Source organism: Devosia oryziradicis (assembly GCF_016698645.1).
Lineage (GTDB): Bacteria > Pseudomonadota > Alphaproteobacteria > Rhizobiales > Devosiaceae > Devosia > Devosia oryziradicis.
In genome coordinates, this window is the sequence record NZ_CP068047.1 from 3,153,106 (window position 1) to 3,177,932 (window position 24,827).

The 24,827-nt window shown below is 64.0% G+C and carries 29 protein-coding genes; 15 read left to right on the forward strand and 14 right to left on the reverse strand.

What is annotated here, in order from left to right; genetic code table 11:
• Positions 1–30 precede the first annotated feature (30 nt).
• A complete protein-coding gene (locus JI749_RS15685; RefSeq protein ID WP_201656038.1) occupies positions 31–588 on the forward strand; it encodes a hemerythrin domain-containing protein in 558 nt (185 codons plus the stop codon).
• 8 nt (positions 589–596) lie between these two features.
• Here JI749_RS15685 and JI749_RS15690 read toward each other — a convergent pair whose 3' ends face one another.
• Positions 597–1,325 (reverse strand): SOS response-associated peptidase, encoded by a 729-nt coding sequence (locus JI749_RS15690; RefSeq protein WP_201656041.1) that lies wholly within the window; start codon positions 1,323–1,325, stop codon positions 597–599.
• Positions 1,326–1,392: 67 nt separating this feature from the next.
• Here JI749_RS15690 and JI749_RS15695 point away from each other — a divergent pair, with 67 nt between their 5' ends.
• From JI749_RS15695 to JI749_RS15720, 6 genes are all read left to right on the forward strand, one after another.
• A complete protein-coding gene (locus tag JI749_RS15695; RefSeq protein WP_201656044.1) occupies positions 1,393–1,794 on the forward strand; it encodes an NUDIX hydrolase in 402 nt (133 codons plus the stop codon).
• 32 nt (positions 1,795–1,826) lie between these two features.
• Positions 1,827–2,192, forward strand: coding sequence for a TIGR02301 family protein (locus tag JI749_RS15700; RefSeq protein WP_201656047.1), 366 nt, complete (start codon positions 1,827–1,829; stop codon positions 2,190–2,192).
• Positions 2,193–2,311: 119 nt separating this feature from the next.
• The gene (locus JI749_RS15705; RefSeq protein WP_201656049.1) at positions 2,312–2,572 is read left to right on the forward strand and encodes a hypothetical protein; all 261 of its coding nucleotides are present in this window, start codon (positions 2,312–2,314) and stop codon (positions 2,570–2,572) included.
• A gap of 54 nt (positions 2,573–2,626) precedes the next feature.
• Positions 2,627–3,172: a hypothetical protein gene (locus JI749_RS15710; RefSeq protein ID WP_201656052.1), complete on the forward strand. Its 546-nt coding sequence runs from the start codon at positions 2,627–2,629 to the stop codon at positions 3,170–3,172.
• A 95-nt stretch (positions 3,173–3,267) separates the two neighbouring features.
• Positions 3,268–3,510, forward strand: coding sequence for a type II toxin-antitoxin system Phd/YefM family antitoxin (locus tag JI749_RS15715; protein WP_201656055.1), 243 nt, complete (start codon positions 3,268–3,270; stop codon positions 3,508–3,510).
• The gene (locus JI749_RS15720; protein WP_201656058.1) at positions 3,507–3,893 is read left to right on the forward strand and encodes a type II toxin-antitoxin system VapC family toxin; all 387 of its coding nucleotides are present in this window, start codon (positions 3,507–3,509) and stop codon (positions 3,891–3,893) included. Before JI749_RS15715 ends, JI749_RS15720 begins: the two co-directional genes overlap by 4 nt.
• Positions 3,894–3,907: 14 nt before the next feature.
• Here JI749_RS15720 and JI749_RS15725 read toward each other — a convergent pair whose 3' ends face one another.
• Positions 3,908–5,227, reverse strand: coding sequence for a dihydroorotase (locus tag JI749_RS15725; protein WP_201656061.1), 1,320 nt, complete (start codon positions 5,225–5,227; stop codon positions 3,908–3,910).
• Between the two features lie 66 nt (positions 5,228–5,293).
• On the opposite strand from JI749_RS15725, the gene ygfZ reads away from it, so the two are divergent.
• The 3 genes from ygfZ to JI749_RS15740 all read left to right on the forward strand — a co-directional run bounded on the left by ygfZ (position 5,294) and on the right by JI749_RS15740 (position 7,565).
• Positions 5,294–6,133, forward strand: a complete 840-nt coding sequence (gene ygfZ, locus JI749_RS15730; protein ID WP_201656064.1) for a CAF17-like 4Fe-4S cluster assembly/insertion protein YgfZ — start codon at positions 5,294–5,296, stop codon at positions 6,131–6,133.
• Between the two features lie 206 nt (positions 6,134–6,339).
• Positions 6,340–6,942: an HD domain-containing protein gene (locus JI749_RS15735; RefSeq protein WP_201656067.1), complete on the forward strand. Its 603-nt coding sequence runs from the start codon at positions 6,340–6,342 to the stop codon at positions 6,940–6,942.
• Between the two features lie 113 nt (positions 6,943–7,055).
• Positions 7,056–7,565 carry a hypothetical protein gene (locus JI749_RS15740; protein ID WP_201656070.1) on the forward strand — a complete coding sequence of 170 codons (510 nt, stop codon included), beginning with the start codon at positions 7,056–7,058 and terminating at the stop codon, positions 7,563–7,565.
• On the opposite strand, the gene JI749_RS15745 is transcribed toward JI749_RS15740, so the two are convergent.
• The 3 genes from JI749_RS15745 to JI749_RS15755 form a co-directional block, all read right to left on the reverse strand.
• The gene (locus JI749_RS15745) at positions 7,566–8,606 is read right to left on the reverse strand and encodes a cell wall hydrolase (RefSeq protein WP_201656074.1); all 1,041 of its coding nucleotides are present in this window, start codon (positions 8,604–8,606) and stop codon (positions 7,566–7,568) included. It lies immediately after the preceding gene.
• A gap of 199 nt (positions 8,607–8,805) precedes the next feature.
• The gene (locus JI749_RS15750) at positions 8,806–9,354 is read right to left on the reverse strand and encodes a hypothetical protein (protein ID WP_201656077.1); all 549 of its coding nucleotides are present in this window, start codon (positions 9,352–9,354) and stop codon (positions 8,806–8,808) included.
• A 72-nt stretch (positions 9,355–9,426) separates the two neighbouring features.
• Positions 9,427–11,709, reverse strand: a complete 2,283-nt coding sequence (locus JI749_RS15755; RefSeq protein WP_201656080.1) for a putative PEP-binding protein — start codon at positions 11,707–11,709, stop codon at positions 9,427–9,429.
• 100 nt (positions 11,710–11,809) lie between these two features.
• Here JI749_RS15755 and ispH point away from each other — a divergent pair, with 100 nt between their 5' ends.
• From ispH to rnhA, 3 genes are read left to right on the forward strand one after another with little or no spacing between them, the layout of a single operon-like run.
• A complete protein-coding gene (gene ispH / locus JI749_RS15760) occupies positions 11,810–12,781 on the forward strand; it encodes a 4-hydroxy-3-methylbut-2-enyl diphosphate reductase (protein ID WP_201656083.1) in 972 nt (323 codons plus the stop codon).
• Positions 12,778–13,305, forward strand: a complete 528-nt coding sequence (locus JI749_RS15765) for a GNAT family N-acetyltransferase (protein WP_201656086.1) — start codon at positions 12,778–12,780, stop codon at positions 13,303–13,305. The genes ispH and JI749_RS15765 overlap by 4 nt, the downstream gene beginning before the upstream one ends.
• Positions 13,302–13,775, forward strand: a complete 474-nt coding sequence (rnhA, locus tag JI749_RS15770; protein WP_201656089.1) for a ribonuclease HI — start codon at positions 13,302–13,304, stop codon at positions 13,773–13,775. The genes JI749_RS15765 and rnhA overlap by 4 nt, the downstream gene beginning before the upstream one ends.
• Here rnhA and JI749_RS15775 read toward each other — a convergent pair.
• Positions 13,772–14,758: a DUF808 domain-containing protein gene (locus JI749_RS15775; protein ID WP_201656093.1), complete on the reverse strand. Its 987-nt coding sequence runs from the start codon at positions 14,756–14,758 to the stop codon at positions 13,772–13,774. The genes rnhA and JI749_RS15775 overlap by 4 nt on opposite strands.
• Positions 14,759–14,804: 46 nt before the next feature.
• Here JI749_RS15775 and JI749_RS15780 point away from each other — a divergent pair, with 46 nt between their 5' ends.
• Positions 14,805–15,164, forward strand: a complete 360-nt coding sequence (locus JI749_RS15780; RefSeq protein WP_201656096.1) for a hypothetical protein — start codon at positions 14,805–14,807, stop codon at positions 15,162–15,164.
• Here the strand turns inward: JI749_RS15780 and glyS are convergent.
• The 7 genes from glyS to JI749_RS15815 all read right to left on the reverse strand — a co-directional run bounded on the left by glyS (position 15,161) and on the right by JI749_RS15815 (position 22,816).
• Entirely contained in the window at positions 15,161–17,185 is a 2,025-nt protein-coding gene (gene glyS, locus JI749_RS15785; protein WP_201656099.1) for a glycine--tRNA ligase subunit beta, read from the reverse strand. The two genes, JI749_RS15780 and glyS, sit on opposite strands and share 4 nt — an antisense overlap.
• Positions 17,186–17,251: 66 nt before the next feature.
• A complete protein-coding gene (locus tag JI749_RS15790) occupies positions 17,252–19,201 on the reverse strand; it encodes a DUF2207 domain-containing protein (protein WP_201656102.1) in 1,950 nt (649 codons plus the stop codon).
• A gap of 98 nt (positions 19,202–19,299) precedes the next feature.
• The gene (locus JI749_RS15795) at positions 19,300–19,860 is read right to left on the reverse strand and encodes a LemA family protein (protein WP_201656105.1); all 561 of its coding nucleotides are present in this window, start codon (positions 19,858–19,860) and stop codon (positions 19,300–19,302) included.
• Between the two features lie 80 nt (positions 19,861–19,940).
• On the reverse strand, positions 19,941–20,843 hold the full coding sequence (locus JI749_RS15800; RefSeq protein ID WP_201662914.1) for a glycine--tRNA ligase subunit alpha: 903 nt from the start codon (positions 20,841–20,843) through the stop codon (positions 19,941–19,943).
• 72 nt (positions 20,844–20,915) lie between these two features.
• A complete protein-coding gene (locus JI749_RS15805) occupies positions 20,916–21,149 on the reverse strand; it encodes a hypothetical protein (RefSeq protein WP_201656108.1) in 234 nt (77 codons plus the stop codon).
• Entirely contained in the window at positions 21,146–21,988 is an 843-nt protein-coding gene (locus JI749_RS15810) for a S49 family peptidase (protein ID WP_201656111.1), read from the reverse strand. The genes JI749_RS15805 and JI749_RS15810 overlap by 4 nt, the downstream gene beginning before the upstream one ends.
• 48 nt (positions 21,989–22,036) lie before the next feature.
• Entirely contained in the window at positions 22,037–22,816 is a 780-nt protein-coding gene (locus tag JI749_RS15815) for a tRNA1(Val) (adenine(37)-N6)-methyltransferase (RefSeq protein ID WP_267911649.1), read from the reverse strand.
• A gap of 98 nt (positions 22,817–22,914) precedes the next feature.
• Here JI749_RS15815 and JI749_RS15820 point away from each other — a divergent pair, with 98 nt between their 5' ends.
• Entirely contained in the window at positions 22,915–23,928 is a 1,014-nt protein-coding gene (locus JI749_RS15820; protein ID WP_325166748.1) for a polyprenyl synthetase family protein, read from the forward strand.
• 23 nt (positions 23,929–23,951) lie between these two features.
• Here the strand turns inward: JI749_RS15820 and JI749_RS15825 are convergent, their stop codons facing one another.
• Positions 23,952–24,827 carry a 4-(cytidine 5'-diphospho)-2-C-methyl-D-erythritol kinase gene (locus JI749_RS15825; protein WP_201656117.1) on the reverse strand — a complete coding sequence of 292 codons (876 nt, stop codon included), beginning with the start codon at positions 24,825–24,827 and terminating at the stop codon, positions 23,952–23,954.

The window sequence follows — 24,827 nt, forward strand, 5'->3', positions numbered from 1 at the left end:
GCGGGCCCTGCTTGAGGCCATCTATGGCCAATGCTTCTCAATATCAGTTTTCTGGACGACGCTACGCGTCCACCCATCCCACCGCTCGAAGGCCTGACCGAGGAACAGCGCGGCGCCGGCCAGCACCTGCGGATGGTGCATGACCATCTGCGCGACAACATGAAGACGCTCGGCAAGCTTATCGAGCGGGCCAATTCCGGCTCGGTCACCAGCACGGAGATCGCCACCGAAACCAGCGATCTGGCCATGGTCGCCAACTATCGCCGCTTCGGCAACCTCTGCGGGCAGCACTGCCAGATCGTCAATGCGCACCACTCCATCGAGGATGCGCATATCTTCCCCGTGCTCGCCATGCAGAGCCCCGGCTTCAAGGCCATCGCCGACCGGCTGACTGCCGAGCATGTCGTTGTACACGAATTGCTCGAACGCCTTGTAGACGCCCTGAACGCGCTTGCCGCCGAGCCCAGCCCGGCACGGTTCGAGGATGCCAAGACAGTCTACCATGCCCTTGAACGCGTGCTGCTCAGTCACCTCGGCTGGGAAGAGGATGCGATGGGCGACGCACTGGGTTATTTCGGGATGTTCTAGGGATATCCCTAGAATAAACTCATCTGCCCGCCGCCTGCCATCTTCTTCAGCTTCGGCTCCGGACGCACGATCTCAGCGGGCTCGATCAGCCCCGGATCGTCGTCCCGCGCGGAATTGACCCGCGTCGAGACCGGGTGGAACTTCAGCGCGCCGTCGGCCAGCGGCAGTGCGAGCTGGCCGGCTTGATGGGCCCGGACTTCGCGCACGTTGAGCCAGTCGTCGATGGCCTGCCCTTCCAGGATCGCCGGCATGCGGTCGTGGATTTCCGACAATTGCGCATTGGCCGCCACCGTGATGGTAGCGACGCTGTCGATCTCCTCGCCATTGGGGCCCATCCAGCTGGCATAGAGCCCGGCCAGGGCCATGGGCCGTCCGTCTTCCATGGTGATGTAATAGGGCTGCTTGGTCTTGTCGGGATTGGTGTGCCACTCGTAATAGCCGCTGGCCGGGATGATGCAGCGGCCATGCTTGAGCGCATCGCGAAATGCGGGCTTCTCGGCCATTGTCTCCACCCGCGCATTGACCAGCAGCGGGAAATCACGGGGGTCCTTGACCCATCCCGGCACCAGGCCCCAGCGCGCAAAATGCGCCTCGCGCCGGCCATGCGCCTCCCAGATCGCTGCCACGGGTTGGGTCGGCGCGATGTTGTAGCGCGGGATGATGTCGAGCCCTTTGATCAGCTTGAACAGCTCGACCATCATCTCGGGCGGAAGCGTGGAAGCGTAGCGTCCGCACATCTGGGTTACTCCTGAATCAGCAATCAACAGGTAAGGTGGATGAGCACGAATCGCAAATGAGCCTGATGTGACCGACGAAGCTCCGAACGCCGCCAGCGTCGCCATCGTGCGAGACGGCAAGGTGTTGCTGATCAAGCGTGCCTACGCCCCCTACCAGCATCTGTGGACGCTGCCCGGCGGCCGGATCGAGCCTGGCGAAACCATCGAACAATGCGCCACGCGAGAGATTGCCGAGGAGGTTGGGCTCGCCATCCGCAACCCCCGTCCGGTGCTCGTACAGCCGCTGGGGCGGGATGGCACCTTCTTGTTGGCAGTCTTCGTCACCCGCGATTTCTCGGGGCAGATTCGTCCCTCCGACGAAGTTGCCGACCACAAGTGGATGGACCCGGCCGCCCTCCCCGCCCTGCGCACCACCAGCCGCCTGGATGACGTGCTTGCGAGGGCCTTCGCAGTCCTCGGCCAAAGCTGATAAAGAAGGGCATGCCGCTGCGGATCGCCACTTTGAAACTTCGCCTCATCGCCATCGCCGTGCTTTTCACTATCGGCATTTCGCCCGCCCTTGCTATCGACCCGCCCTACCAGCGGCAGATGGAGCGGCTGGCGGAAATCATGGGCAGCCTCTATTTCCTGCAGCCTTTGTGCAGCCCGGCGCCCGAGGACTGGCGGGCGCAAATGGCCGAGCTGATCGCGCTGGACGAACCCGACGAGGACCGGCGCCAACGCCTCGCCGGTGCGTTCAATGTCGGCTACACGGCCTATTCGCGGTTCCATCGCGCCTGCACGCCGGCTGCGCGTGCGGCAATGACACGGTTGCTGACCGAGGCCGAAAAAACGGCGCGTGATATTCATACGCGTTTTGCCGAATAGACAGCCGGCTCGGTCTCTGCTCGATACAATCGACTACCGGCCGTTAACCTTCGGGTTACTTCCTGCGGGCCTGCGCCGCGCCATCGTGGTACCCCGATGCCATGACCACGAGCAAATCCATGTTTGCGCCGGCCTCCGGGCATGGCGTTTTCGACCGCGACAATGGCGAGCGCCAGCTGGCGCTCGAATATCTCGCCGAGGCATGGAATGTCGCCGAGGATGATGGGGTGCAGAGTGCCGCCCTGGCGCATGCCTCGCTGTTCGCGGCCCTTGCCACCTTCGTCAAGATGCATGGCGACGAAGCGACCGCCGATCTCATCGCCCTGCTCCCCGACCGTATCCGCTCGGGCGAATACAATCTCGAACGCATCCTGCAGTAGCTTGCCAGACGCTGCCCAATCGGCATGATCGCTTCCAGCCTTGGGAGGATCATCATGCGTCTGCTTGCCGCCGTCACGCTTGCCCTGTCATTGACGCTGCCGGTGACGGCCCAGGACGAACCGGCCTGGCCCGAATACACCGTCAGCAATGATCTATCGGCCTTGCCCGAGCCGGTGCGCAAGACGCGTGACGCACTGATCGCCGCTGCACTATCAGGCGACATCGAAGCCCTGCGGCCGATCGTCAAGGCACAGCAGCATCCTCCCACGGTAAGCTATGGCGGCCCCGATGATGCGGTGGACTATCTCAAGACCTATTCGGCCGACGGGCAGGGCATCGAGAACCTCGCCATCATGCTCGAACTGCTCAATGCACCTTATGCGGTGTTCGACAGCGCCAGCGACGACCCAAGCTATGTCTGGCCCTACCTGGCCGTCGTTGAAGACCTGTCCGCGCTGACACCCAAGCAAAAGCTCGACGCCTACCGTATCCTGACGGCCGAGCAGTTCCAGGAACTGGTGGACCTCGAAGCCTGGTACTACTGGCGCATCTATATCGGCAAGGACGGCGAGTGGCAGGCGTTTGTCGCGGGAGACTAGCGGCCAGTCCATACACAGCACTCCGTTCCGCCTTATGCGTCTTGCAACATAGTGGCAAGTGAACTAAGTTCTGTTGACTAAGCTAAGGTGCTTGCATGGTTCGCATGGTCAATATCCACGATGCCAAGACCAACCTGTCGCGCCTGGTCGACCAGGCTGTGAAGGGCGAACCCTTCATCATTGCCAAGGCCGGGAAACCGCTGGTGAAAGTAGTCCCGATCGACCAGCCGGCGGCAGTCAAGCGCCTGGGTTTCATGAGCGGCGCTTTCACGGTGCCCAATGACTTCGACAGAATGGGACAGGCCGAGATCGAAGCCATGTTTGGCCTCGATCCGTGAAAGTCCTTCTCGACACGCACCTGCTGCTTTGGGCTGCGGCGGAGCCGGATCGGCTCCCGCGGGCAGCCCGGGAGCTATTGGAGCGATCGGATGTCGAGCCGGTCTTCAGTGCGGCCAGTATTTGGGAAATTACTATCAAGCGCGCGCTCGATCGTTCTGATTTCCAGGTTGATCCCCGGCTCTTGCGTCGTGGCCTGATCGACAACGGCTATATCGAGCTGGCCATCACCGGCGAGCATGCCATCGCGGTGTTCGAATTGCCACCGATCCACAAGGACCCGTTCGATCGCATGCTGATCGCGCAAGCGATCGCATCAGGCATCGAGCTGCTCACGGCAGACGGCGCCGTGGCGCAATATGCCGGACCAATCCGGCATGTATAGCGCTGGCGAGAAGCCTACAGCGCCTCAAGGAACCGCATCGGCTGGCCCACGCTCGGCGTCACCAGTTCACCCTGCCACATTACCGTATTGCCGCGCACGATGGTGCCGACCGGCCAGCCGGTGACAGTCACGCCGTCATAGGGCGTCCAGCCGACCCGTGACTTCACCCAGCCATTGGTGATGGTCTCGCGGCGCTTCAGGTCCACCACGGTAAAATCAGCGTCGTAGCCAACCGCGATGCGGCCCTTGTTGGCGATACCGAACAGGCGGTTGGGGCCGTGGCTGGTCATGTCGATAAAGCGCTGTAGGCTCAGTTTGCCCGCATTCACATTGTCCAGCATGATGGGAACCAGCGTCTGCACGCCCGTCATGCCGGAATGGCTGGCGGGATAGGCATGGTCCTTTTCCTCGCGCGTATGGGGCGCATGATCGGAGCCCAGGATATCGGCAACGCCGTTCTCGACCCCCTTCCAGATGCCCTCGCGATGCGCCTTGTCGCGCACGGGCGGGTTCATCTGCGCATAGGTGCCGAGACGGGTATAGGCCGTCTCGTCGAGCGTGAGGTGGTGGGGCGTTACCTCGACGCTCGCCACATCCTTGTGGTCGGCGAGATAGACGATCTCTTCCCTAGTCGAGATGTGCAGCACATGGATGCGCTTGCCGGTCTTGCGGGCCAGGTTGACCAGACGCGTCGTGCAGCTCATTGCCACCTCGGGCGAGCGCCAGACCGGGTGGCTCGACGGTTCGCCCGGCACGCGCAGATGCTTGCGCTCTTCGAGCATGTATTCGTCTTCGGAATGGAAGGCGGCGCGGCGGGAGATGGCGCGCAGGATGGCTTCCACACCCGCATCGTCCTGCACCAGGAGCGAGCCGGTGGACGAACCCATGAAAACCTTCACGCCGGCGCAGCCCGGCAGCCGCTCCAGCTCGGCCAGCTGGCCGACATTCTCGTGGGTGCCGCCGATGTAAAAAGCGAAGTCGCAATGCATGCGATTGGTGCCAGCGGCGATCTTGGCCTCGAACGTTTCGCGCGTGGTGGTCAGCGGGTTGGTATTGGGCATTTCGAACACGCCCGTAACGCCGCCCATCACAGCCGACAGCGAACCCGATTCAAGGTCTTCCTTGTGGGTCAGGCCCGGCTCGCGGAAATGCACCTGGGTGTCGATGACGCCGGGCAGGATGTGCAACCCCTTGCAGTCGACGACCTCGGCGGCATCGTCGCCGACGCTGCCCAGCGCCACGATGCGCCCCGCGCGGACCGCGATATCGGCCAGCCCCTCGCCATCCTGGTTCACCACGGTCGCGTTCTTGAAAATCGTATCGTACTGCGCCATGTCTTGATCCCACCCTGCCTGCACAGGGCCGGTGTAACGGACGCCCCGTCCGAGAGGCAAGTCAGCATGACGATCTATCTGCGCGCCGACCGCGCCGTGTTCCGCTTTTCCGGTCCCGATGCACACAAGCTGCTCAACGATGTCATTACCGGCGAGATACCGGCCAGCGGCAGCGGCGTTGGCGAAGTTGCCGCCGCTTGGGCGCTGCTGTCGCCGCAAGGCAAGATTTTGGCCGAGGGTCTGGCGGGACATGCCGACGATGGGATCTGGGTCGATGTTCACCAGTCCGTCGCCGACGACTTCTTCAAACGCATGAAAATGTACCGACTGCGCGCTCAGGTGGTGATTGACGACCTGCGTGAAACCCACCGTGTCGGCTTCGCCCAGGACAGCGAGCCCTCCGGGCTTCGCCACACGGACCGGCTCGGTCCGATCGATATGGGCTGGCGCACCATCGCCCCTGTCGAGCACACTGCCGACTGGGTCCAGGACGACGCCTTTTATCACACCGAGCGCATTGGCGCGGGCATCGCCCACCAGGGCAATGACTTTCCCACCAGCGATGCCTTCGCCCACGATATCGGCCTCGACATCCTCGATGGCATCGACTTTGCCAAAGGCTGCTATGTCGGCCAGGAGGTTGTCAGCCGCATGAAGCATCGCGGCACCGCGCGCCGTCGCCCGGTCATCGTGTCGGGTATCGATGCGCCAGCGGGTACTGCCGTTGTCGCTGGGGGCCGCGAGGCCGGGGTGATCGGCCAGGTAGTCGATGGCAACGCTGTCGCCATCCTCCGCCTCGACCGGATCACCGACCCCGCTGCGGTCACAGTGGATGGCAAGCCAGTGACGGTACAGCTCCCCGTTTGGGCGACGTATCAGTTTGGGGACGTTGTGGCTGAAGAGTAGGAGCCTCTGCACCTCTCCCTTGGGGGAGAGGTCGACCGAAGGTCGGGTGAGGGGGCCTTCCCCAACACCCCACCCAGTAAAGGCCCCCCACCCGGCGCTGCGCGCCGACCTCTCCCCCAAAGGGAGAGGTAAGAGCTGCCCGCGCGTTCTCCGAATCGAGCCCGACTGCTACGGTTCGCGGCGACCGTCTTAGCTTTTGGGGCAACATGGCACGCGCTAGCACTCGCGCCTGGCAACGCATGTTGTCCGGGCGCCGGCTCGATATTCTCGACCCCTCGCCGATGGATGTCGAACTATCAGACATTGCCCATGGCCTCGCCCGGGTGGCCCGCTGGAACGGGCAGACCCATGGCGACTATCCCTTCTCGGTGGCCCAGCATTCGGTCCTGGTGCTCGAACTGTTTCGCGCCCACAATCCCGATTGCGACGCCGTTTCCCAGGCGCAGGCGCTGCTGCACGACGCCCCCGAATACGTGATGGGTGACATCATCTCCCCCTTCAAGGCGGCGATGGGCGGCAATTACAAGGACGTGGAAAACCGCCTGCTCTCGGCGGTTTACCTGCGCTTCTCGCTGCCGGCCGCCATGCCCGCCGCTCTTGCCAAGCAGGTCAAGAAAGCCGATCGCGAGGCCGCCTTTTTCGAAGCCATCCACCTGGCCGGCTTCGATGAAGCCGAGGCCCGCAAGTTCTTCGGCGAACCGAACATGCCGGCATTCGATGTGGACGCTTTCGACCGGCTCATCCGTCCCTGGCCGACGCGCGAGGCGCATGACCGCTTCATCGCCGCTTTCGAGGCCATAGAAGTCTAGCCGGCTGTGGACATTAACCCTAACAAAGAATGAACTTTGCCCTTGAAGGGGCCGTATGGTTTCTGAAGTGTTAAGGCGATATACCCAATCGCTTCATTTCAGGACGGAAAGCCATGTATCTGCCAGATCGCCGCGTGTTGCTGGGCATGGGCCTTGGCGCTGTCTGCGCTACGGCCATCGCCGCTATCGGTCCGGGCATGGTTTTCGAGGCCTTGGCCGACGAGTTCGCGCCCACCGGCATCGATGCTGCCAGCCTGGTGAAGTTCGAGGACCGCGACTACGTCGTGGATTATGAGGATTGGGTCGCCACCGACCCGCTCACGACTGCGCGTGTAACGAAGGTCGAGGCGGGCAAGGTCAGCTACGTGACCATCACCACCACCGCGACCGGCACCTATTCGACCGACGCCATGTTTTCCAACCACGTGCAGTATCCGGGGATCAGCGTCGAGCCCGATCCCAGCGATATCTACAATCGCTTTTCCTACTGGAGCCGGGGCAAGTGGTTCAGCTTCGGCACCGCCCATGGCGACTCGTTCTTCTACTACCACGACCGCAATGTCGGGGTGTCCCGCCACGGGGACACAAGCTGTGTTTCAGGCAAGGGCTTCCGCGTCTGCTGATCAGCCGAACAGCCAGCCGCTCCTGAACTTATAGAACACATGAAGCCCGATCTGGGTAAGCTTGGTCATGCGTGGTGCCCAGGCTGGGCGCACATAGGTCGCGTGGTAGTGCGTCGCGTTCGCGACCTCGGTCAGGTACAGCTCGCCATTGGTGAAGCGCTTGGCGATGTCCTGGGCCTGCGCCCATGCCCGCTCGTCGTTGATCGATTCCGGGATTCCGTCGCAGGCGAACGAGAACTGGCAGGAATTGCGGCGGCTCTGGTTCTGGTAAACCACGCCGCAGATAGTATCGGGATAGCGGTAGTCCTTGACGCGATTGAGCACGACCTGCGCCACGGCAACCTGGCCGCGATAGCTTTCGCCGCGGGCTTCGAAATAAATGGCCGTCGCCAGGCACCAGAGTTCCTTGTCATTTACCGCAACTGCAGTGCCGGCCGAAAAGCCGCCCATGACTGGCGCATTGGCGCGGGCATAGGCCAACTGCTCGGAAGCCATGGCGGGCATGGGCGTGGCCGATGCCGGGGCGATGCCCGCAATGGCCTGGAGCGCCGAGGCCGTTGCCGGATCGATCGCCGCCACGGACATGCGCGGGCCGATTTCGTCGTCGCCGGTGGCCGGCGCATTGATGGCGGCGAGGCGCGACTGACCGAGTTCTGCGGGGTCGATCGGCGTGCCGCGCAAAGCGGCCAGCTGGATGCGGACTTCGGCGAAGCTGCGCGAAATGGCGAGCACGTCGACCGGGGGACGAACGCGATCGGTCTTTTCGGCTCGATTGGGCCCGGTAAAGCTTGATGTTTCGAACAGGTGATCGACCGATCCGGTGATCACCGGGTCGACGCCTGCGTAGGAAATGCTGGCCGTGACCAGGTCAACGTCGGGCGGCAGGGCTTCGGCCAGATCGCTGCCGGGACCAAAAGCGCCATTGGTCAACCCGACATAGCCGAGGCCACAAAAAATCCCGACAACCAGAAGCCTGGTGAAGGGATGTCGGCGAACCGCTCTGACCGGGCGCGATTGCACCGGCCGGTGGGAAGAAGCCATCAAACGCTACTCAACGCTACGCAACAAAACTACTGATCGGCGAAAGTGACGCTAAAATGCCGACGTCCGTAATGATGTCTGATTAGGGTTAGCGCTCGGTAAACGGGCTTTGAGGCGCAGCAATGGGTTAACCATGGCGAGCGCCCGGCAGAAATGTGGATAGCGGACTTGTGATGCTCGTGCGGGCCGCTTGGCGGCCTTAGCTGCAGGCCGCCACCACCGGCGCCACCTGTTCCACGAACTCCTCGACCCGGTAGCGCACGGTCAGCGAACGGGAACTGACCGGCGTAACCCGCACCGTAAGGTTGGTGGCGCCTTCGGTGCTGTTGATGAAGGCCAAGGCATCGCGACTGTTGTCGAGCAAGATGGCGGTATTGTCGGCGTCCACCGGCAACGTGCGGCTGCGCGCCGCCTGCAGGTCGAACTGCATGGTGATGCCGGCGTCATTGCCCAAAGCCGACATGGTATTGCCGGCAAAGGCGAAGGCGATCGTCAGGTTGCCTGCGTCACAGGCGACAGTGATTGTAGCGGGGCGGCGGCCGCTGGGGCGGGCGGGCACCAGTTGTTCGGACTCGAAGACGATACTGTCAGCGGCGGAGACCGGCGCGGCAAAGGCAGCATCAAAGCAGGCCAGGCGCTCGGAATCAGCGGCAATCGTCGTGCATTGCGACCCGATCGGCTGGGCCAGGACGATTGGCACGGACACGTTCAGCAAGGGTAGAAGCGCCAGAACCGGCAACACTTTCACGGCAGTATCGTCCCCATCCCCAGGCCGACAAGCTGGACCTGTCCCCTTCATATGGGGATTATCTCCGGCTATTTAAGCAGAAGCCTGCGCCAGCGTCAGCCGGGCTACCGGCACACGATAGGGTGAGCAACTGACATAGTCGACGCCCAGGCCGGCAAAGAACTTGAGCGAGGCAGGATCGCCAGCATGCTCGCCGCAAATGCCAATCTTGAGCTTGGGATTGGCGGCCTTGCCCCGCTGGATCGCGATGGCAATCATCTCGCCCACGCCCTTTTCGTCGATGGTGACGAAGGGATCGCGCTCGTAGATGCCCTTGCGCTGATAGGCCGCGAGGAAAGTCGGCGCATCGTCGCGGGAAATGCCGAAAGTGGTCTGGGTCAAGTCGTTGGTGCCGAACGAGAAAAAATCGACCATTTGCGCGATATCCCCGGCGCGAAGGCAGGTGCGCGGCAGTTCGATCATGGTGCCGAAGGCAAAACGAACCCGGTCATTCCGCAGTAGTCCGGAATTGGCGGCTATGGCGTTGACCCGGTCCCGCACCCAAGCCACCTCGCTGGCGGTGGAAACGAAAGGCACCATGACCTCGACCGCCACAGGATCGCTCTGGGTTTCGCTGGCAGCACGGGCACCGGCCATCAGCGCCTGCATCTGCATCTGCAGCATTTCGGGATAGGTGATGGCGAGGCGCACGCCGCGGTGACCCAGCATGGGATTCACCTCGGCGATCCGCTCCAGATTGATGCGCAGCGCGCGCACGGCGAGCCCCAGGGACGCGGCGGTTTCCTCGATTTCCTCCTCGCTGCGCGGCAGGAATTCATGCAGCGGCGGATCGAACAGGCGAACCGTGACCGGCAGCCCCTGCATGGTCGAAAACAGCGCCGAATAGTCGCCCGTCTGGTAATCCACCAGGCCGTTGATGGCGCGGCTGCGGTCGTTTTCGTCTTCGCTCAGGATGACACGGCGCAGCGCAACCATGCGCTCGGGTGAGAAGAACATGTGCTCGGACCGGGCCAGGCCAATGCCCTCGGCGCCGAAGCTGAGGGCCGTCTTGGCCGACTCCACCGTCTCGACATTGGTGCGAACGGCAATGGAGCGACTGGCGTCCGACCAGTCGAGCAGGGTGCCGATAGCGCCGCCGATATGGGGCTGGGCCAATGACAGCTGGCCGGCATAGACGTGCCCGTCGCTGCCATCGATGGTCAGGCGATCCCCGGTGCGGAATTCGCGGTCGCCAATACGGCACACCATTTCAACCGCATCGACCGACAAGGTCCGCACACCAGCGACACAGGGCTTGCCGGTTATGCGGGCGATCACGCCGGCATGGCTCGACATGCCGCCGCGCGCCGTCAGGATGCCGGTTGCGGCCTTCATGCCCTCGATGTCGGCGGGCCCGGTCTCGGTGACCACAAGAATGCAGTGCTTGCCGCGGGCTCGCATGCGCGCGGCGTCATCGGGGTTGAACACGACAATGCCGCTTGCGGCACCTGGTGAAACGCCCAAGCCGACGGCGATGGGCGCAGCGCCCTCGGTCGAGCGCAGCCGAGGATGCAACAATTGGGCAAGCCGGTTGGGGTCGACACGGCTGACCGCGTTCTGGGCCGACCAGATCTTGCGATTGACCCGGTCAACGGCGGCTTCCAGTTCGGCAGCGGCGGAGACCTGGCTGGGGCGCGCCGAGAGAAACACCACCTGCCCTCGGGTGATCGCCACGGTGCAGCACATATGCCGCCCCGCCTTGGCGTCCACCAGCGCCACCAGCGCATCCACCGATTCGGGCAGGCGCGGTAGCGGGGCGCCTTGTACCGGTGCCGGACCCATGGCCCCCGTCGTGGCGTTGCGCGTCAGGAATTGCTCGACCTCGCCTTGCGCAGCCGCCTGCACCAGCACGATCTGCCTGCCGCGGTCTTCATCGGCGCGCCCGGTCCAACCCGGACCGAAGCCATAGCTGTCGAATGCCGCCTTGACGGCCTTGGCCAGCGGCCGCATCGGATCGACGGAATCCTCGGGATTCTCCGGGGCGGCGATACCTATCTTGGCGGGCATCAGACCGCCATTGTGGCTCGCTGCCGAGGTGCGCACGACCAGCGTCGGCGGCAAGGCGTCCTTGCCCACCAGCTTGAACAGACAGGCCACCCAATGGGTGCGCAGCTTGGACTCTCGGCGGGTGCGCTCGCTTTGAAGTGCCTCCCAGGCGGCACGGGTGAGCGCAATGGTCGGCACGGTGGGAAAGCCGGCTTCGCCGACGCGGAAAATCCAGCGGGCCTTGCCGCTGAGAAGCTTGAGCTGGCTGGCAGACAGGTTCGCCTTCCCCATGGCCGGGGCGATCGCGAACATTTCCTGCGCCAAACTCACTGGTAAGTCCTTGTCCTAATTAGGGGCGCATAATGCCCTTGCGCCCCTGCGACCGCAACAAGACTTGACTTGGGCGGACCACGAAAGCATCTGATCTCTTATGGAAAAGCGGCCACAACTAGACATTTTGCTCTGCGCCCCCCGCGGTTTTTGCGCCGGGGTCGATCGGGCAATCCAGATCGTCGAGCTCGCGCTCGAGAAATACGGTGCGCCGGTCTATGTGCGCCACGCCATCGTGCACAACAAATACGTGGTCGATGGATTGCGCGACAAAGGCGCGGTCTTCGTTGAGGAACTGAGCGAGATCCCGGAAACGGACGCCCCAGTGGTGTTCTCGGCGCATGGCGTGCCCAAGTCGGTGCCCGCAGACGCCAAAAGCCGCAACATGTTCTTCCTCGATGCCACCTGCCCGCTGGTCAGCAAGGTGCATGTCGAGGCGCAGCGGCACTTTGCCGAGGGCCACGAGATCGTGCTGATCGGCCACAAGGGGCACCCCGAAGTGGTGGGCACGATGGGCCAGTTGCCCGATGGCGCCATTACACTGGTCGAGACTGTGGCCGACGCCATGGTTTTTGAGCCGCGCGATCCACAGACGCTGGCTTTCGTTACGCAAACGACGCTGTCGGTGGACGACACGAGGGAGATCGTGGCTGCGCTCAAGGCCCGCTTCCCCGCGATCAATGGACCGCACAAGGAAGACATCTGCTACGCCACCACCAACCGGCAGGAAGCCATCAAGGCGGTCGCCCCCGAAGTGGATGCGATGATCGTGGTGGGTTCGCCCAATTCGTCCAACTCGCTGCGCCTGGTAGAGGTGGCGGAGCGAGCCGGCTGCAAGGTCTCGATGCTGGTCGACCGGGCATCGGAGATCGACTGGGCACGCCTCGAAGGCATCCGGAGCCTGGGGGTTTCAGCTGGCGCATCTGCTCCCGAAAAGCTGGTGGACGAGGTGATCGAGGCCTTCGCACAGCGCTACGACATCAAGGTCGAGGCGCGCGTCACCGCCAAGGAAAACATCGCCTTCAACATCCCGCGCGAACTGCGGGCAATCGAAGCTGCCGTTGCACGATGAGCGGACTCGATCTGCTTGAAACCGAACGGCTGGTGCTGTCTGGCTGGCATATGGACCAGGTGGATGACCTGGTCCGCCTGCATGGCGACGAGCGCGTTGCCCGCTATCTCGATGCGGATGGCAAGCCCTGGGACCGGGCCAAATGCGAGGCGCGCGTAGCGCTATGGCGCGATAATTTCGCCAACCATCGCATGGGCAAGCTGCGCGTGCGGCGTAAGAGCGATGGTGTGCTGGTGGGTCGGGCCGGCTTTGGCCTCCATGGCGCGCGCGGGGAGCCGGAAATCGGCTATGCCATGTACCCGGAATTCCACGGCAATGGCTATGCCACCGAGGCGGCGACGGCCCTGCGCGACTGGCTGTTCCGCGAAACCGACTGGATGTACTTCCTTGGCTTTGCCGACGTGCGCAACGCGCCGTCACTGGCCGTGCTAGCCAGGATCGGCATGGTGCCGACCCATGTCGGCCTGCTCGACGGCCAGGCGGCGCAGTTTCACATCATGCACAAGGGACAGCTTGAAGCATGAGCGACACGGTTGTCATTCACACCGATGGCGCCTGTTCAGGCAATCCGGGGCCGGGCGGCTGGGGCGCGATCCTTGAATATGGCGGCCATACCAAGGAATTGAAGGGTGGAGAGGCGCTGACCACCAATAACAAGATGGAGCTGACCGCCGCTATCGAGGCGCTCAATGCCCTCAAGCGCCCCTGTACGGTCGAAATCCACACCGACAGCCAGTATGTGAAGAACGGCGTTCAGAGCTGGATCCACGGCTGGAAGCGCAACGGGTGGCGCACGGCCGACAAGAAGCCGGTCAAGAATGCCGAACTCTGGCAGGCGCTCGACGAGGCGCAGAAGCGCCACACTATCACCTGGAAATGGGTGAAGGGGCATGCCGGGCATGAACTGAACGAACGGGCGGATCAGCTTGCCAATGAAGGCATGGCGCCGTTCAAACCCAAGCGGCGGGACGAGCGGCCGATGCCGCCCGTCTAGGCCCTGGCCCGTCTTGGCAGCAGGCGCTTGATGGCCTTCCAGGCTGGCGTGATGACGTAGCCGACAAGCGGGATCATGACGGCCCCGAGCGCCAGCCCGAAGAAGAAGTCCACGACGGCCGTGGCGAACCACCCGGCGACGCCGGCAATGGCTGGCAGAGTGTGTTCGGCCCAGTGCGCCGCACCCTCCACGATATGCTCGGGGCCGGCAAAGCCGAACTCGTAGAGTCCGTGCACGATGATGCTGCCGCCGACCCAGGTCATGGCAGCCGTGCCGATGACGCTCAGGATCTGCATGAAGACGGGCATGGCGACCACGAGGCCGCGGCCAAAGGCGCGGGCCACTCCGGTACGCGCGTTGCGGGCCGTCCAGACGCCGAAGTCGTCGCCTTTTACGATGAGCGCCACAACGCCATAGACCGCCACGGTGATGCCTATGCCGGCCACGGCCAGGATGGCGGCTCGGGTCCAGAAATCGGGGACCTCGATGGCTGCCAGGATGATGGTCATGATTTCGGCGGAGAGGATGAAATCGGTCTGGATTGCCCCGGCGACCTTCTGCTCCTCCAGCGTGTCGGCATCAGCGGCGATTGGCTCGAGCGAGGCTTCATGGGCTTCGGCATTGTGCGGCGCCAGGGCGTGGAAGACTTTCTCGGCACCTTCGTAGCACAGATAGGCGCCCCCGATCATCAGGAGGGGCGTTATCAGCCAGGGCGCGAAGAGGCTCAGGAGCAACGCAGCGGGCAACAGGAACAGCAGCTTGTTCTTGATCGAGCCCCAGGCGATGCGGCCGACAATGGGCAGTTCGCGGTCGGCAGTGAAGCCATGCAAATAGTTGGGTGTCACGGCCGCATCATCGATGACCGCGCCGGCTGCCTTGGCGCCGGCCTTTGCCGCCTGACCCGCAACGTCGTCGAGCGATGCCGCGGCGACCTTGACGAGGCCCGCAACGTCGTCCAGCAGGGCCAGCAAACCAACACTCATTGAACTATCCCCAGTAGCGCCGGTTTGAATTGGCATCGGCGACGGCATGGCGCATCATCTGGTGATGTTTCGCCCGATTGCAATCACCGCCGCCATGCTCGTGCTCACAACGGCACCAGCTTTTGCACAGTTCCCACCGCCCGGCGTCTATCAGTGCGTCGACATGAACGGCGCCGCCTTCGGTACACTGACGCTGATGGTCGCGGGTGACTACGACTTCACCTCCAGCGCCACGGTCGGCGGCAGCGGCCAGGTCGCCTCGTCTGGCAACAGCGTCCACGCACTGACCGGGCCGCTGGCCGACATAGACCTCAACGGCAGCTTCACCACCGACGATCAGGGCGAAGCCTCGTTCATGTTTTCCACCACGCTGGGCAGCGTGTTGTGCGCGTTGCCGGCACGCTAGCCGGCAACTTTGCCGAAATCCGCCACCAGGTGCATGGTGTCGCGCAGCCTGGCCAGCAGATTCAGGCGGTTGGCGCGCACGGCAGGATCGGCGTCGTTCACCAGCACCGCCGTGAAGAAGGCGTCGACCGGAGCCCGCAACGTCGCCAGTTCGGCCATCGCGCCACGGTAGTCATCCCTGGCGACATGGTTGCTTACGGCCGAGTGGACGGCGTCGACAGCAAAGGCCAGGGCGGTTTCCTCTGGCAGCTTCAGAGCGTCCTGGGACACGACGCCGGCATAGGACTTGCCGTCCTTTTTCTCTTCGGCGGCCAGGATGTTGGCGCCGCGCTTGTAGCCGGCCAGCAGGTTCTGCCCGTCGGCGGATGACAGCAGGGCCGAGAGCGCTTCGGCGCGCTGGGTGATCTGCAGAATGTCGTTGCTGTCGGCGGAGATCACGGCATCGACCAAGTCGTGGCGGGCGCCTGAATCGCGTAGCGACACCTTGAGGCGGTCGTGGAAGAAGGCCAGCAGATCGGCCTCGACCTTGAGCGGGAAGCGCAGGCCGTTTTCCGAGATGATGCGAATGACGCCCAGCGCCGCGCGGCGCAGCGCAAACGGATCGCGCGAACCGGTGGGCTTTTCGTCGATGGCCCAGAAACCGGTGAGGAGGTCCAGCTTGTCGGCCAGGGCGACGGCAATCGAAACCGGCTCAGTCGGCACCTTGTCGGTCGGGCCGAGCGGCTTGTAATGCATTTCGACCGCGGTCGCGATGTCCGCTGGCTCGCCCTGCGCGGTCGCGTAGTATCGGCCCATCAGGCCCTGCAATTCCGGGAACTCCCCGACCATGCCCGTGGTGAGATCGGCCTTGGCCAGCATGGCGGCGCGCTTGGCGCGCTCCGGATCGGCACCAACTTGCGGGGCGATTTCGCCGGCCAGCTTTACCAGGCGTTCGACGCGAGCGAACTGCGACCCCAGCTTGGCGTGGAAGACAGTTTCTTCCAGCTTGGGCAGGCCATGCTCCAGCGGCATCGCCAGGTCGCCCTGGTAGAAGAAGGCCGCATCGCTGAGACGGGCGCGAATGACGCGCTCATTGCCCGCCGTGATCACCGCGCCGCCATCGGTCGCAGTGGTATTGGCGGTGATGATGAAATTGGGCGCCAGCTTGCCCGAGGCGTCGCGCAGGCAGAAGCACTTCTGATTGGCGCGGATGGTGGCGATGATGACTTCCTCGGGCAGCTTGAGGAATTCGGGGTCGAACGACCCCATCATCACCACGGGCCATTCGACCAGTCCGGCTACCTCTTCGAGCAGGCCCTCATCGGCAATGACGGTCAGGCCCTGGGCGAAGGCGAGTTGCTCGGCGTCATTGCGAATGATGTCCTTGCGGCGGTCGATATCGAGCACGACCTTGGCGCGCTCCAGCGCTTCGACATAGTCGTCGAAGCGGCGAACCTTGATGGCTTCCGGTGCCAGGAAACGGTGACCAAAGGTCGTCTGGCCCGATGCTATGGCGTTGGAGGCGAAGGGGATGACCACCGGCTCTTCGTTTTCGGCGCCGAAGGTCGCAGTGATGGCGCGCAGCGGGCGCACCCAGTTGAAGCTCCCAGTACCCCAGCGCATCGACTTGGCCCAGGGAAATTCGGAAAGGATCTTGGGCAGGATCCCGGACAGCAGCGCTATCGCCTCGGCGCCGGGCTTGTTGATATGGGCGACATAGAAGTCGCCCTTCTTGGGATCGCTCTCGACCTTGGCCTGGTCAAGCGAGCTCAGTCCTGCTGATCGCAGGAAGCCATCGATCGCCGGCTGCGGAGCGCCGACCTTGGGGCCCTTCTTTTCCTCGCGTGTGTCGGGCGAACGGGCCGGCAGGCCGGTTACGGTCAGCGCCAGGCGGCGCGGGGTCACGAATGCCTTGGCGCCCTCATAGACCAGACCGGCATCGACAAGTGCGTTGGTCACGGCCTTCTTGAGGTCATCGGCGGCGCGTCGCTGGAAGCGAGCCGGGATTTCCTCGGAAAAGAGTTCGAGCAGCAGTTCGGGCATGGCGGATACCGGTGTTGGAAAGCGCGGGGTTGCTTAGCTTGGGCAGGCAGCGATGTCTATTGGCGATTACCAGCCGCCGCCGCCACCGCCGCCACCACCGCCGCCCGACGAACCACCGCCACCGCCGCCGCCTCCGGACGAAAAGCCGGACGAACTGGCCTGCACCGGCTGGGCGGCTACCATCGCCGCGGTCATGCTGGCGGCCGCAGCGCTGACCGCGTTGGACATGTTGCCGGTCAGGCTGCCGGCGGAGCCGAAACCATTGCGGCTGCTATACCAATGCGGAGTATAGCCACCGGTCGCATCGGCAACGGCATTGCGGGCCAGTTCGGCCTCGAAATGGCTGCTCCACGGCTTCTCCACGCCCAGCGCGATGGCATAGGGCAGGATGCGCTCGAAGCGGCTCACCGTCATCGGCGGCTCGCCCTGGATGTTCATCCGCTCCTTTTCGGCGGTCTCGATGTAGAGCTTGAGCCCGTCGATCTCGTCCATGACCTTGCGCCCCTGGATAGTGGGGGCGCGCATGAGCACCGCGAAGACGATGGTGACCACCACGATGGAAATAGCGGAGATGGCGCCGGTATTGACGGTCAGGCTGCTCAGGCTGTCCAGCAGCATGCCGCCGAAGTTGAAGACGACGATCGCCACCCAGATGAAGCCGACGAAACGGAAAATCTGCACCCCATGCCGCAGGTTGCCGATGACCCCGATGCCGATGCCGCCAACTATGCCGAGCACGACCGAGCCGATAAGCCATTCGGGCTCGAGCACCTCGAACATCACCATGCCCGCCAGCAGAGCCACGCCAAGCAAAAGGCCGAGCACGATGTAGCCGGTATTGTTGCGGAACCAACGGGACCGGTTTTCGATGGTTATGGCCCTGGTGAATTCTCCAAGCTTCTTGGCGATCTCGGGGCCCGAGGTCTTGTTGATGACCAGCGGGCTGTTACCGGCCAGATAGTCGAACAGCAGTTTCTCGCCACTCGGCAAAGCCTCCTCCGGCTGCTTGCCCGTCACGGTGATCTTGAGCTTGCCCACCGTATTATCGATGGTCACCAGCCCCTTCACGCCCAGGTCGAAAATCGCGGAGGTCAGCGCCGGCCAGCCGGAATTGTCGAAGCCCCACTTGTGGACGTAGTGGACAAGCGGCGGCGAAAACCCTTTGGGAGGATGGAAAAGCGGGATGATCGTACCCTTGGCCGGATCGCGACCGACGCGGAACCAGGCCAGCGCGTTGTAGGCAATGGCGATAAGCGCGGCGAGGAGCGGCAGGATAACTTCGCGCAGATCGGTGAGGCGCTGCTGAAACGCGGCAAAGCCGGTCGGAAAGGCAATGACGCCCTTGTTGAAGGCAACGGCAATGGTCATGCCCTCCCCTGCCCCCAGGGCGCGGCTGGCGCGGAACACGGCGGTCGTGTCCGACGTCCGCTTGGTCGATACCGCCTGCTCGGTGGAGCCAACCTCACCGGTATAGCACGCCAGGTTTGAGATCACCGCTCCGTCAGGCAGCCTGACGGTGGCCCGAGCAGCGAGGATCGGGAAGACCCAGTAATTGCCCGTCGCATTCCAATAGATTTCGTCATGATCTTCGAACTGCCGGGCCATGCGCGTCATGGTGTAGCGGATGACGTAGCTATGGACGCCGTAGTCGAGGAAATAATCCGGGTTGCCGATCCATATGCGCTGGAAATTGCCCATGCGCTCGATGCGGTACATTTCCTGGTCGCCGTCCCGCGTGACGCCCATGACTTCGATCCCCGGCCGCACCTTTCCGCCATCGCTGCCCAGCATGACCACCGGTATATCGCGATAGATGCCACGACGGATTTCGCTACCCTCGGCGTTGACCTCGATGGTTTCGGTCACGTCGACAGAACCGTCGGTGTTGAGGATGACGTCCGAGGTGAAGGAGCGGATTTCCTCGCGCGCCAAGGCGGGGAGAGCGAGGATAAGGCCCAGAAGCGCGGCAGCAAGCAGCGCGACGACCTGTGGGCGATTTGCGGTGTGCGTTCTCATCACAGGGTCATTCCCGCGAAAGCGGGAACCTCCGTTTCACTCTGTCGGCAAGCAAACAGGGGTTCCCGCTTTCGCGGGAATGACCCTGTGTTTCCTGACTAGTTGAACTTGACGCTCGGCACGGCGCGGTCGGCTTCGTTTTCCAGCTCGAAATACTCGGCCTTCTTGAAGCCGAACGGGCCGGCGATGAAGTTGGACGGAACGGATTCGACCATCACGTTGAGATTGCGCACAGCGCCGTTGTAGTAGCGGCGCGACATCTGGATTTCGTCTTCCACCGTCCGCAGGGCGTCCTGGAATTCAAGGAAAGTGGTGTTGGCCTTGAGATCGGGATAGGCCTCGGCGGTGGCGATCAGCCGGCCCAGGGCCGTCGTGAGCTGGCCTTCGGCCGCGGCGCGCTGTTCGGGCGTACCATTGGCGGCGGCAGTGGCTGCGGCACGCGCATTGGTCACCGCTTCGAGCGTCTCCCGCTCGTGGCTCATATAGCCCTTCACGGTTTCCATGAGGTTGGGGATGAGGTCGGTGCGGCGCTTGAGCTGGACGTCGATGCCAGACCAGCCCTCCTCCACCATCTGCCGGTTCTTGACCAGCCCGTTGTAGATGGTGATGGCGTAAAAAGCGGCCAGGACGACGATGCCAAGGATGATCCAACCGATCATGTGCGTAGCTCCCTCAAGCGCACGAAGAATGGGGCGGACATTGGCACTGTGACCGCACCGGCGCAATGGGCATTGGCGGTTTACTCGGCGCCGCCGCCTGCCGTTTGCAGCCAGGCTTCGCCGCAGCTTTTGGCCAGCTCGCGAATGCGCAGGATGTAGCTCTGCCGCTCGGTCACCGAGATGACGCCGCGGGCGTCGAGCAGGTTGAAGTTATGGCTGGCCTTGACGACCTGTTCATAGGCCGGAATGGCCATGGTCTGGCGGTTGGCCTCGGCGCCCTTGGCCAGGATGGCCCGGCATTCCTTTTCCGCGTCGGCAAAGTGCCGGAACAGGATTTCGGTGTCGGCGACTTCGAAATTGTACTTAGACTGCTCCTGCTCGTTCTGCAGGAACACATCGCCATAGGTGACCTTGTCGTCGCCGATGCCGCCATTGAAGTTGAGATCGTAGACGTTCTCCACGCCCTGCACATACATGGCGAGGCGCTCCAGGCCATAGGTGATTTCGCCGGGCACGGGCGAGCATTCAAAGCCGGCCACCTGCTGGAAGTAGGTGAACTGGCTCACCTCCATGCCGTCGCACCAGCATTCCCAGCCCAGGCCCCAGGCGCCCAGTGTCGGGCTTTCCCAATCGTCCTCGACGAAGCGGATATCGTGCAGGCTGGCATCGAGGCCGATCGCGGCCAACGACTGCAGGTAGAGCTCCTGGATGTTGTCGGGCGAGGGCTTGAGGATCACCTGGAACTGGTAATAGTGCTGAAGGCGGTTGGGGTTCTCCCCGTAGCGGCCGTCCTTGGGCCGGCGGCTGGGTTGCACATAGGCGGCCTTCCACGGCCTCGGCCCGAGCGCCCGCAGGGTCGTGGCCGTGTGAAAGGTGCCGGCACCCATCTGCATGTCATAGGGCTGCAGGACGACACAACCTTGCTCCGCCCAGAAATGCTGCAGCGTCAGGATCAGACCCTGGAAGGAGTTCTTCGGGTCCATATAGGCGGGGCGGTTGGTCATCTGGCGGTCCCTGATTTCGGGACAAACCTCTAGTTTGACCGCCCCGTGGGGTCAACGGCGTTTGTCGTCGTCGCCGGGCCGGTAGGTGCCGTCCTTGTCGCGCTTGAGGTCGATAACCCCGGGCTGGGCGCGTTCACGCAGGTCGCGCTCGCGGCGGAGGCGTCGGGCCTCTTCGTCCTCGGCTTTGAACTGGCCGCTCCAGTCCCGCCAGATCTTGCGCAGGCCCAGCCAGATGGCGAGGGCGATGATGACGAAAATGATGACGCGCAGTAGCATGCCGGTCACAGCCCCAACCTCGCCCAGAGCGCGCGATCCTCGATCGTTGCGGCCAGATCGCCGCTAAGTCCGGCGGCAAAGCCGATGCGTGGAATCCCGAACCACGGGCGCTTGGGCTCGATCACCTTGAGGTTTAGATGCGGGCCGTAGCGGGTTCGCAGCGTCTCGTGAATATCGCCGATCGCGTCGACCAGGCCGAGTTCGACGCCCCGGAGTCCGGTCCACCATTCGCCGGTGAACAACACCTCGTCAGCCGCCTTGAGGCGCGCGCCGCGGCGCTTTTTCACCACGTCGATGAATACGTTATGGATGTCGATTTCGAACTGCTTGATGCGCTCGATGTCGCTCTGCTTTTCGGGAAGGAAGGGGTCGAGGGTCGATTTGTTGTTGCCCGCGGTATGAACCCGGCGCTCGATGCCGAGCTTTTCGAGCGCGCCGACGAAACCGAAGCCGGCCATGATGACGCCGATGGAGCCGACGATGGAACTGGGGTCGACGATGATCTCATCGCCAGCCACGGCGATGAAGTAGCCGCCCGAGGCTGCCGCATCCTCGACGAAGACCACCACCGGCTTGTCGTGCTCTTCGGCCAGGTCGCGGATGCGCTTGGCGATCAGCCGGCTCTGCACGGGAGAGCCACCGGGCGAATTGACGATGATGGCGACTGCGGGCGCGGACTTGATGGCGAAGGCCCGCTGCAGGAGCGGAGCGACGGTCGCGATGTTGAGCCGGCCCTGGCGCTGCTCGGCGGCGATGACGCCATGGAGGCGCACGACGGGAATGGTCACCCTGCCCCGGCCGGTCAGGCGCTGCAGCCAGGTTCGCTTCGGCGTGGTCAGGTCGGCCATACCAGATCCTTGTTGTTCGCCGCCAGATTTAGGGCGTGCCGTCGCCGATTACCAGACAAGCCGGGCGGTACCACGAAAGATTGCCTCGAACTCGGGCGCGAAGGCGCGCCCCTCGGGCTCGTGCAGGGCACGGCTGGCCAGCAGCGTCAGCGGCGCGCGCGAACCCTTGATCCCCCGCACCAGAACGCGGCCGGCCGGCTCCCCCGCCCGTGGCGTCAGCGGCAGGACGGTGACAGCGCCGAAACGCCGCGTGAAACCCGCCAAAAGCACCGCGAGGCTGGGCGTCGGATAGACGAAGACGACCTCGCCGCCCGCGGCGGCCGCCGCCGCGGCCGACTTGATCCACAAGTCGAGCGCCGCGGCATCCATATGTCGTGCGCCGGCCCGGCCCGCATCCGCGGCCAGGGTGCCATCGGCAAAATAGGGCGGGTTGGCGATGACACTCTCATAGCCGTTATCGAGAATGCCGGCTGCACGCCTGTTGGCCGCTGGGCCAATGACATCGGCCGTGACGACCTCCGCCCGGTCGACCAGGCCGTTATCGACGATGTTGGCCTGCGCCAGCGCCACAATGTCTGCATTCTGCTCGGCCAGGGTGGCGACGAGGCCGGGATTGTGGATCAGGGCGACGAGTGCCGCCGTTCCCACACCAGAACCCATATCCAGCAGGGATTTCCGGGCCTCGCCCACCGCGGCACCAAGCAGTACGCTATCGAGCCCGGCGCGAAATCCTCTGGCCGGCTGCGACAGAGTGAGCCGCCCGCCTAAAAAGGCATCGCGCGTAACCGATTGGTGTTTTACAAAGGCTTTTGGCTGGTCTAGGGACATCGCACCCCGAAAGGCCGGTTCGGCACGACCTTACATGGCGTCGTGCCGCAGGCTCAACCAGATTTGCCCACGGACGGCAAACGAGGACGGAAACAGCAGTGTCAGTTTTGACGCAGATGAAAGAAGCGCCCGCGGCCAACCCGATCGAGCGGCTGCTTGAGGCGACCGCGGCTGACATGGCCAAGGTCAACGCGCTGATTCTGAGTCGCGCCGATTCTCATGTCGAAATGGTGCCCGAGCTTGCCCGCTATCTGATCGAGAGCGGCGGCAAGCGGCTGCGGCCCATGCTTACGGTCGCCGCTGCCCAACTGTTCGGTCGCGGCAAGGGCAGCGCGATCAATTTCGCTGCCGCCGTCGAATTCATGCACAACGCGACCCTGCTCCACGACGACGTCGTCGACGAGAGCGACATGCGCCGCGGCAAGCCTGCCGCCCGCATGGTGTGGGGAAACAAGGCCTCCATTCTGGTCGGCGATTTCCTGCTCGGCCAGGCGTTCATGATGATGGTGGAAACCGGCGACATCGCCGCCTTGGGCGTGCTGTCCGCGGCTTCGGCCGTGATGGCCGAGGGCGAGGTGTTCCAACTGGCAAAGACGGGCGACCTGACAACGACGCCGGCCGACTATGCCGAAGTCATCCGCGCCAAGACGGCCGTGCTTTTCCAGGCGGCCTGCGAGGTGGGTGCCATGTCTGGCGGGGCCGATGCCGCTGGCCGGGTTGCCCTCGCCCGATACGGGCTGGAACTGGGCAATGCCTTCCAGCTGGTCGACGATGCGCTCGACTATGGCGGACAGGCCGGTACGCTGGGCAAGAATACCGGCGATGACCTGCGCGAGGGCAAGATGACCCTCCCCATCATCCTGGCGCTTGCCGACGGCGACGAGGCCGAGCGCACCACGATCACGACCGCCCTCGGCGACGCAAAGGCGACGGCCGAACAGGTCGCCGAAGTGGTCGCCATCCTGGAGCGCCACCAGGCCCTGCAGCGCACTCTGCAGCAGGCGCACGCCCATGCAAGCGCTGCCCGGCAGGCGCTCGACGCCCTGCCCCCGTCGGACATGCGGTCGCTGCTGGCCGACGTGGTCGAATTCAGCGTGCTGCGGGCCTATTAGGCTTCTACCGAGGCCCAGACACCCTAGGGCACAATCAGCGGCGCCGCGGCCACCCAGTGATCGGGGTTCGCCGCGCGCATGACCTGGGCGGCCTGGTGCGCCTGGCCGCCCGATCCGAAAAGGCCGAATACCGTTGCGCCCGAGCCCGACATGCGGGCCAATATGCAGCCCTGGGTTTCGGCCAATTGCGCGACGATATCGCCAATCACAGGCACGAGCTTGACCGCCGGCGGCTGCAGGTCGTTGCGGGTTTCGGCCAGCCACAGGCCCAGTTGCGCCGGTCGGGTCAACGGCGATGGCAGCTCGGGCAGCGGGTAGTTGTCGTGGGCGCGCAGGCGGCGGAACACGTCTGCCGTAACCAGCGGAATCATGGGATTGACCAGCACGATGTGAAGCGCGGGGAACTCGGGCAACGGCGCCAGCACCTCTCCCACCCCGCGCGCCACCAATGGCATCGACACAAGGCAGGCCGGAACGTCCGCACCGAGCCCGGCGGCCATGTCGGCGAGGTCCGAGACAGCGATGGTGCGGTCCGCGTAACCCGCCATCAGCCGCAAGGCAGCTGCCGCATCGGCTGAGCCGCCGCCGATACCAGCCGCTACCGGCAGGTTTTTCGTCAGGTGAAGCGCCAACCCTGTTTGCACCGCCTCGGGCCAGCGGGCGCGAAAGGCCGTGATCGCGCGCGACACCAGGTTGGTTTCCCCAGCACCCAGGGCCCGCGCGAAGGGTCCGCTTATGGTCAGCGAATCGATTTCGGCCGGGCTCGCTGCCAGTTCGTCGGCGACATCGGCGAAGACGACCAGGCTTTCGAGATCGTGGTAGCCGTCCTCGCGCCGGCGCGTGACATGCAGCGCCAGGTTGACCTTTGCCGGGGCGAGCTGAACGGTCGGCTCAACCAT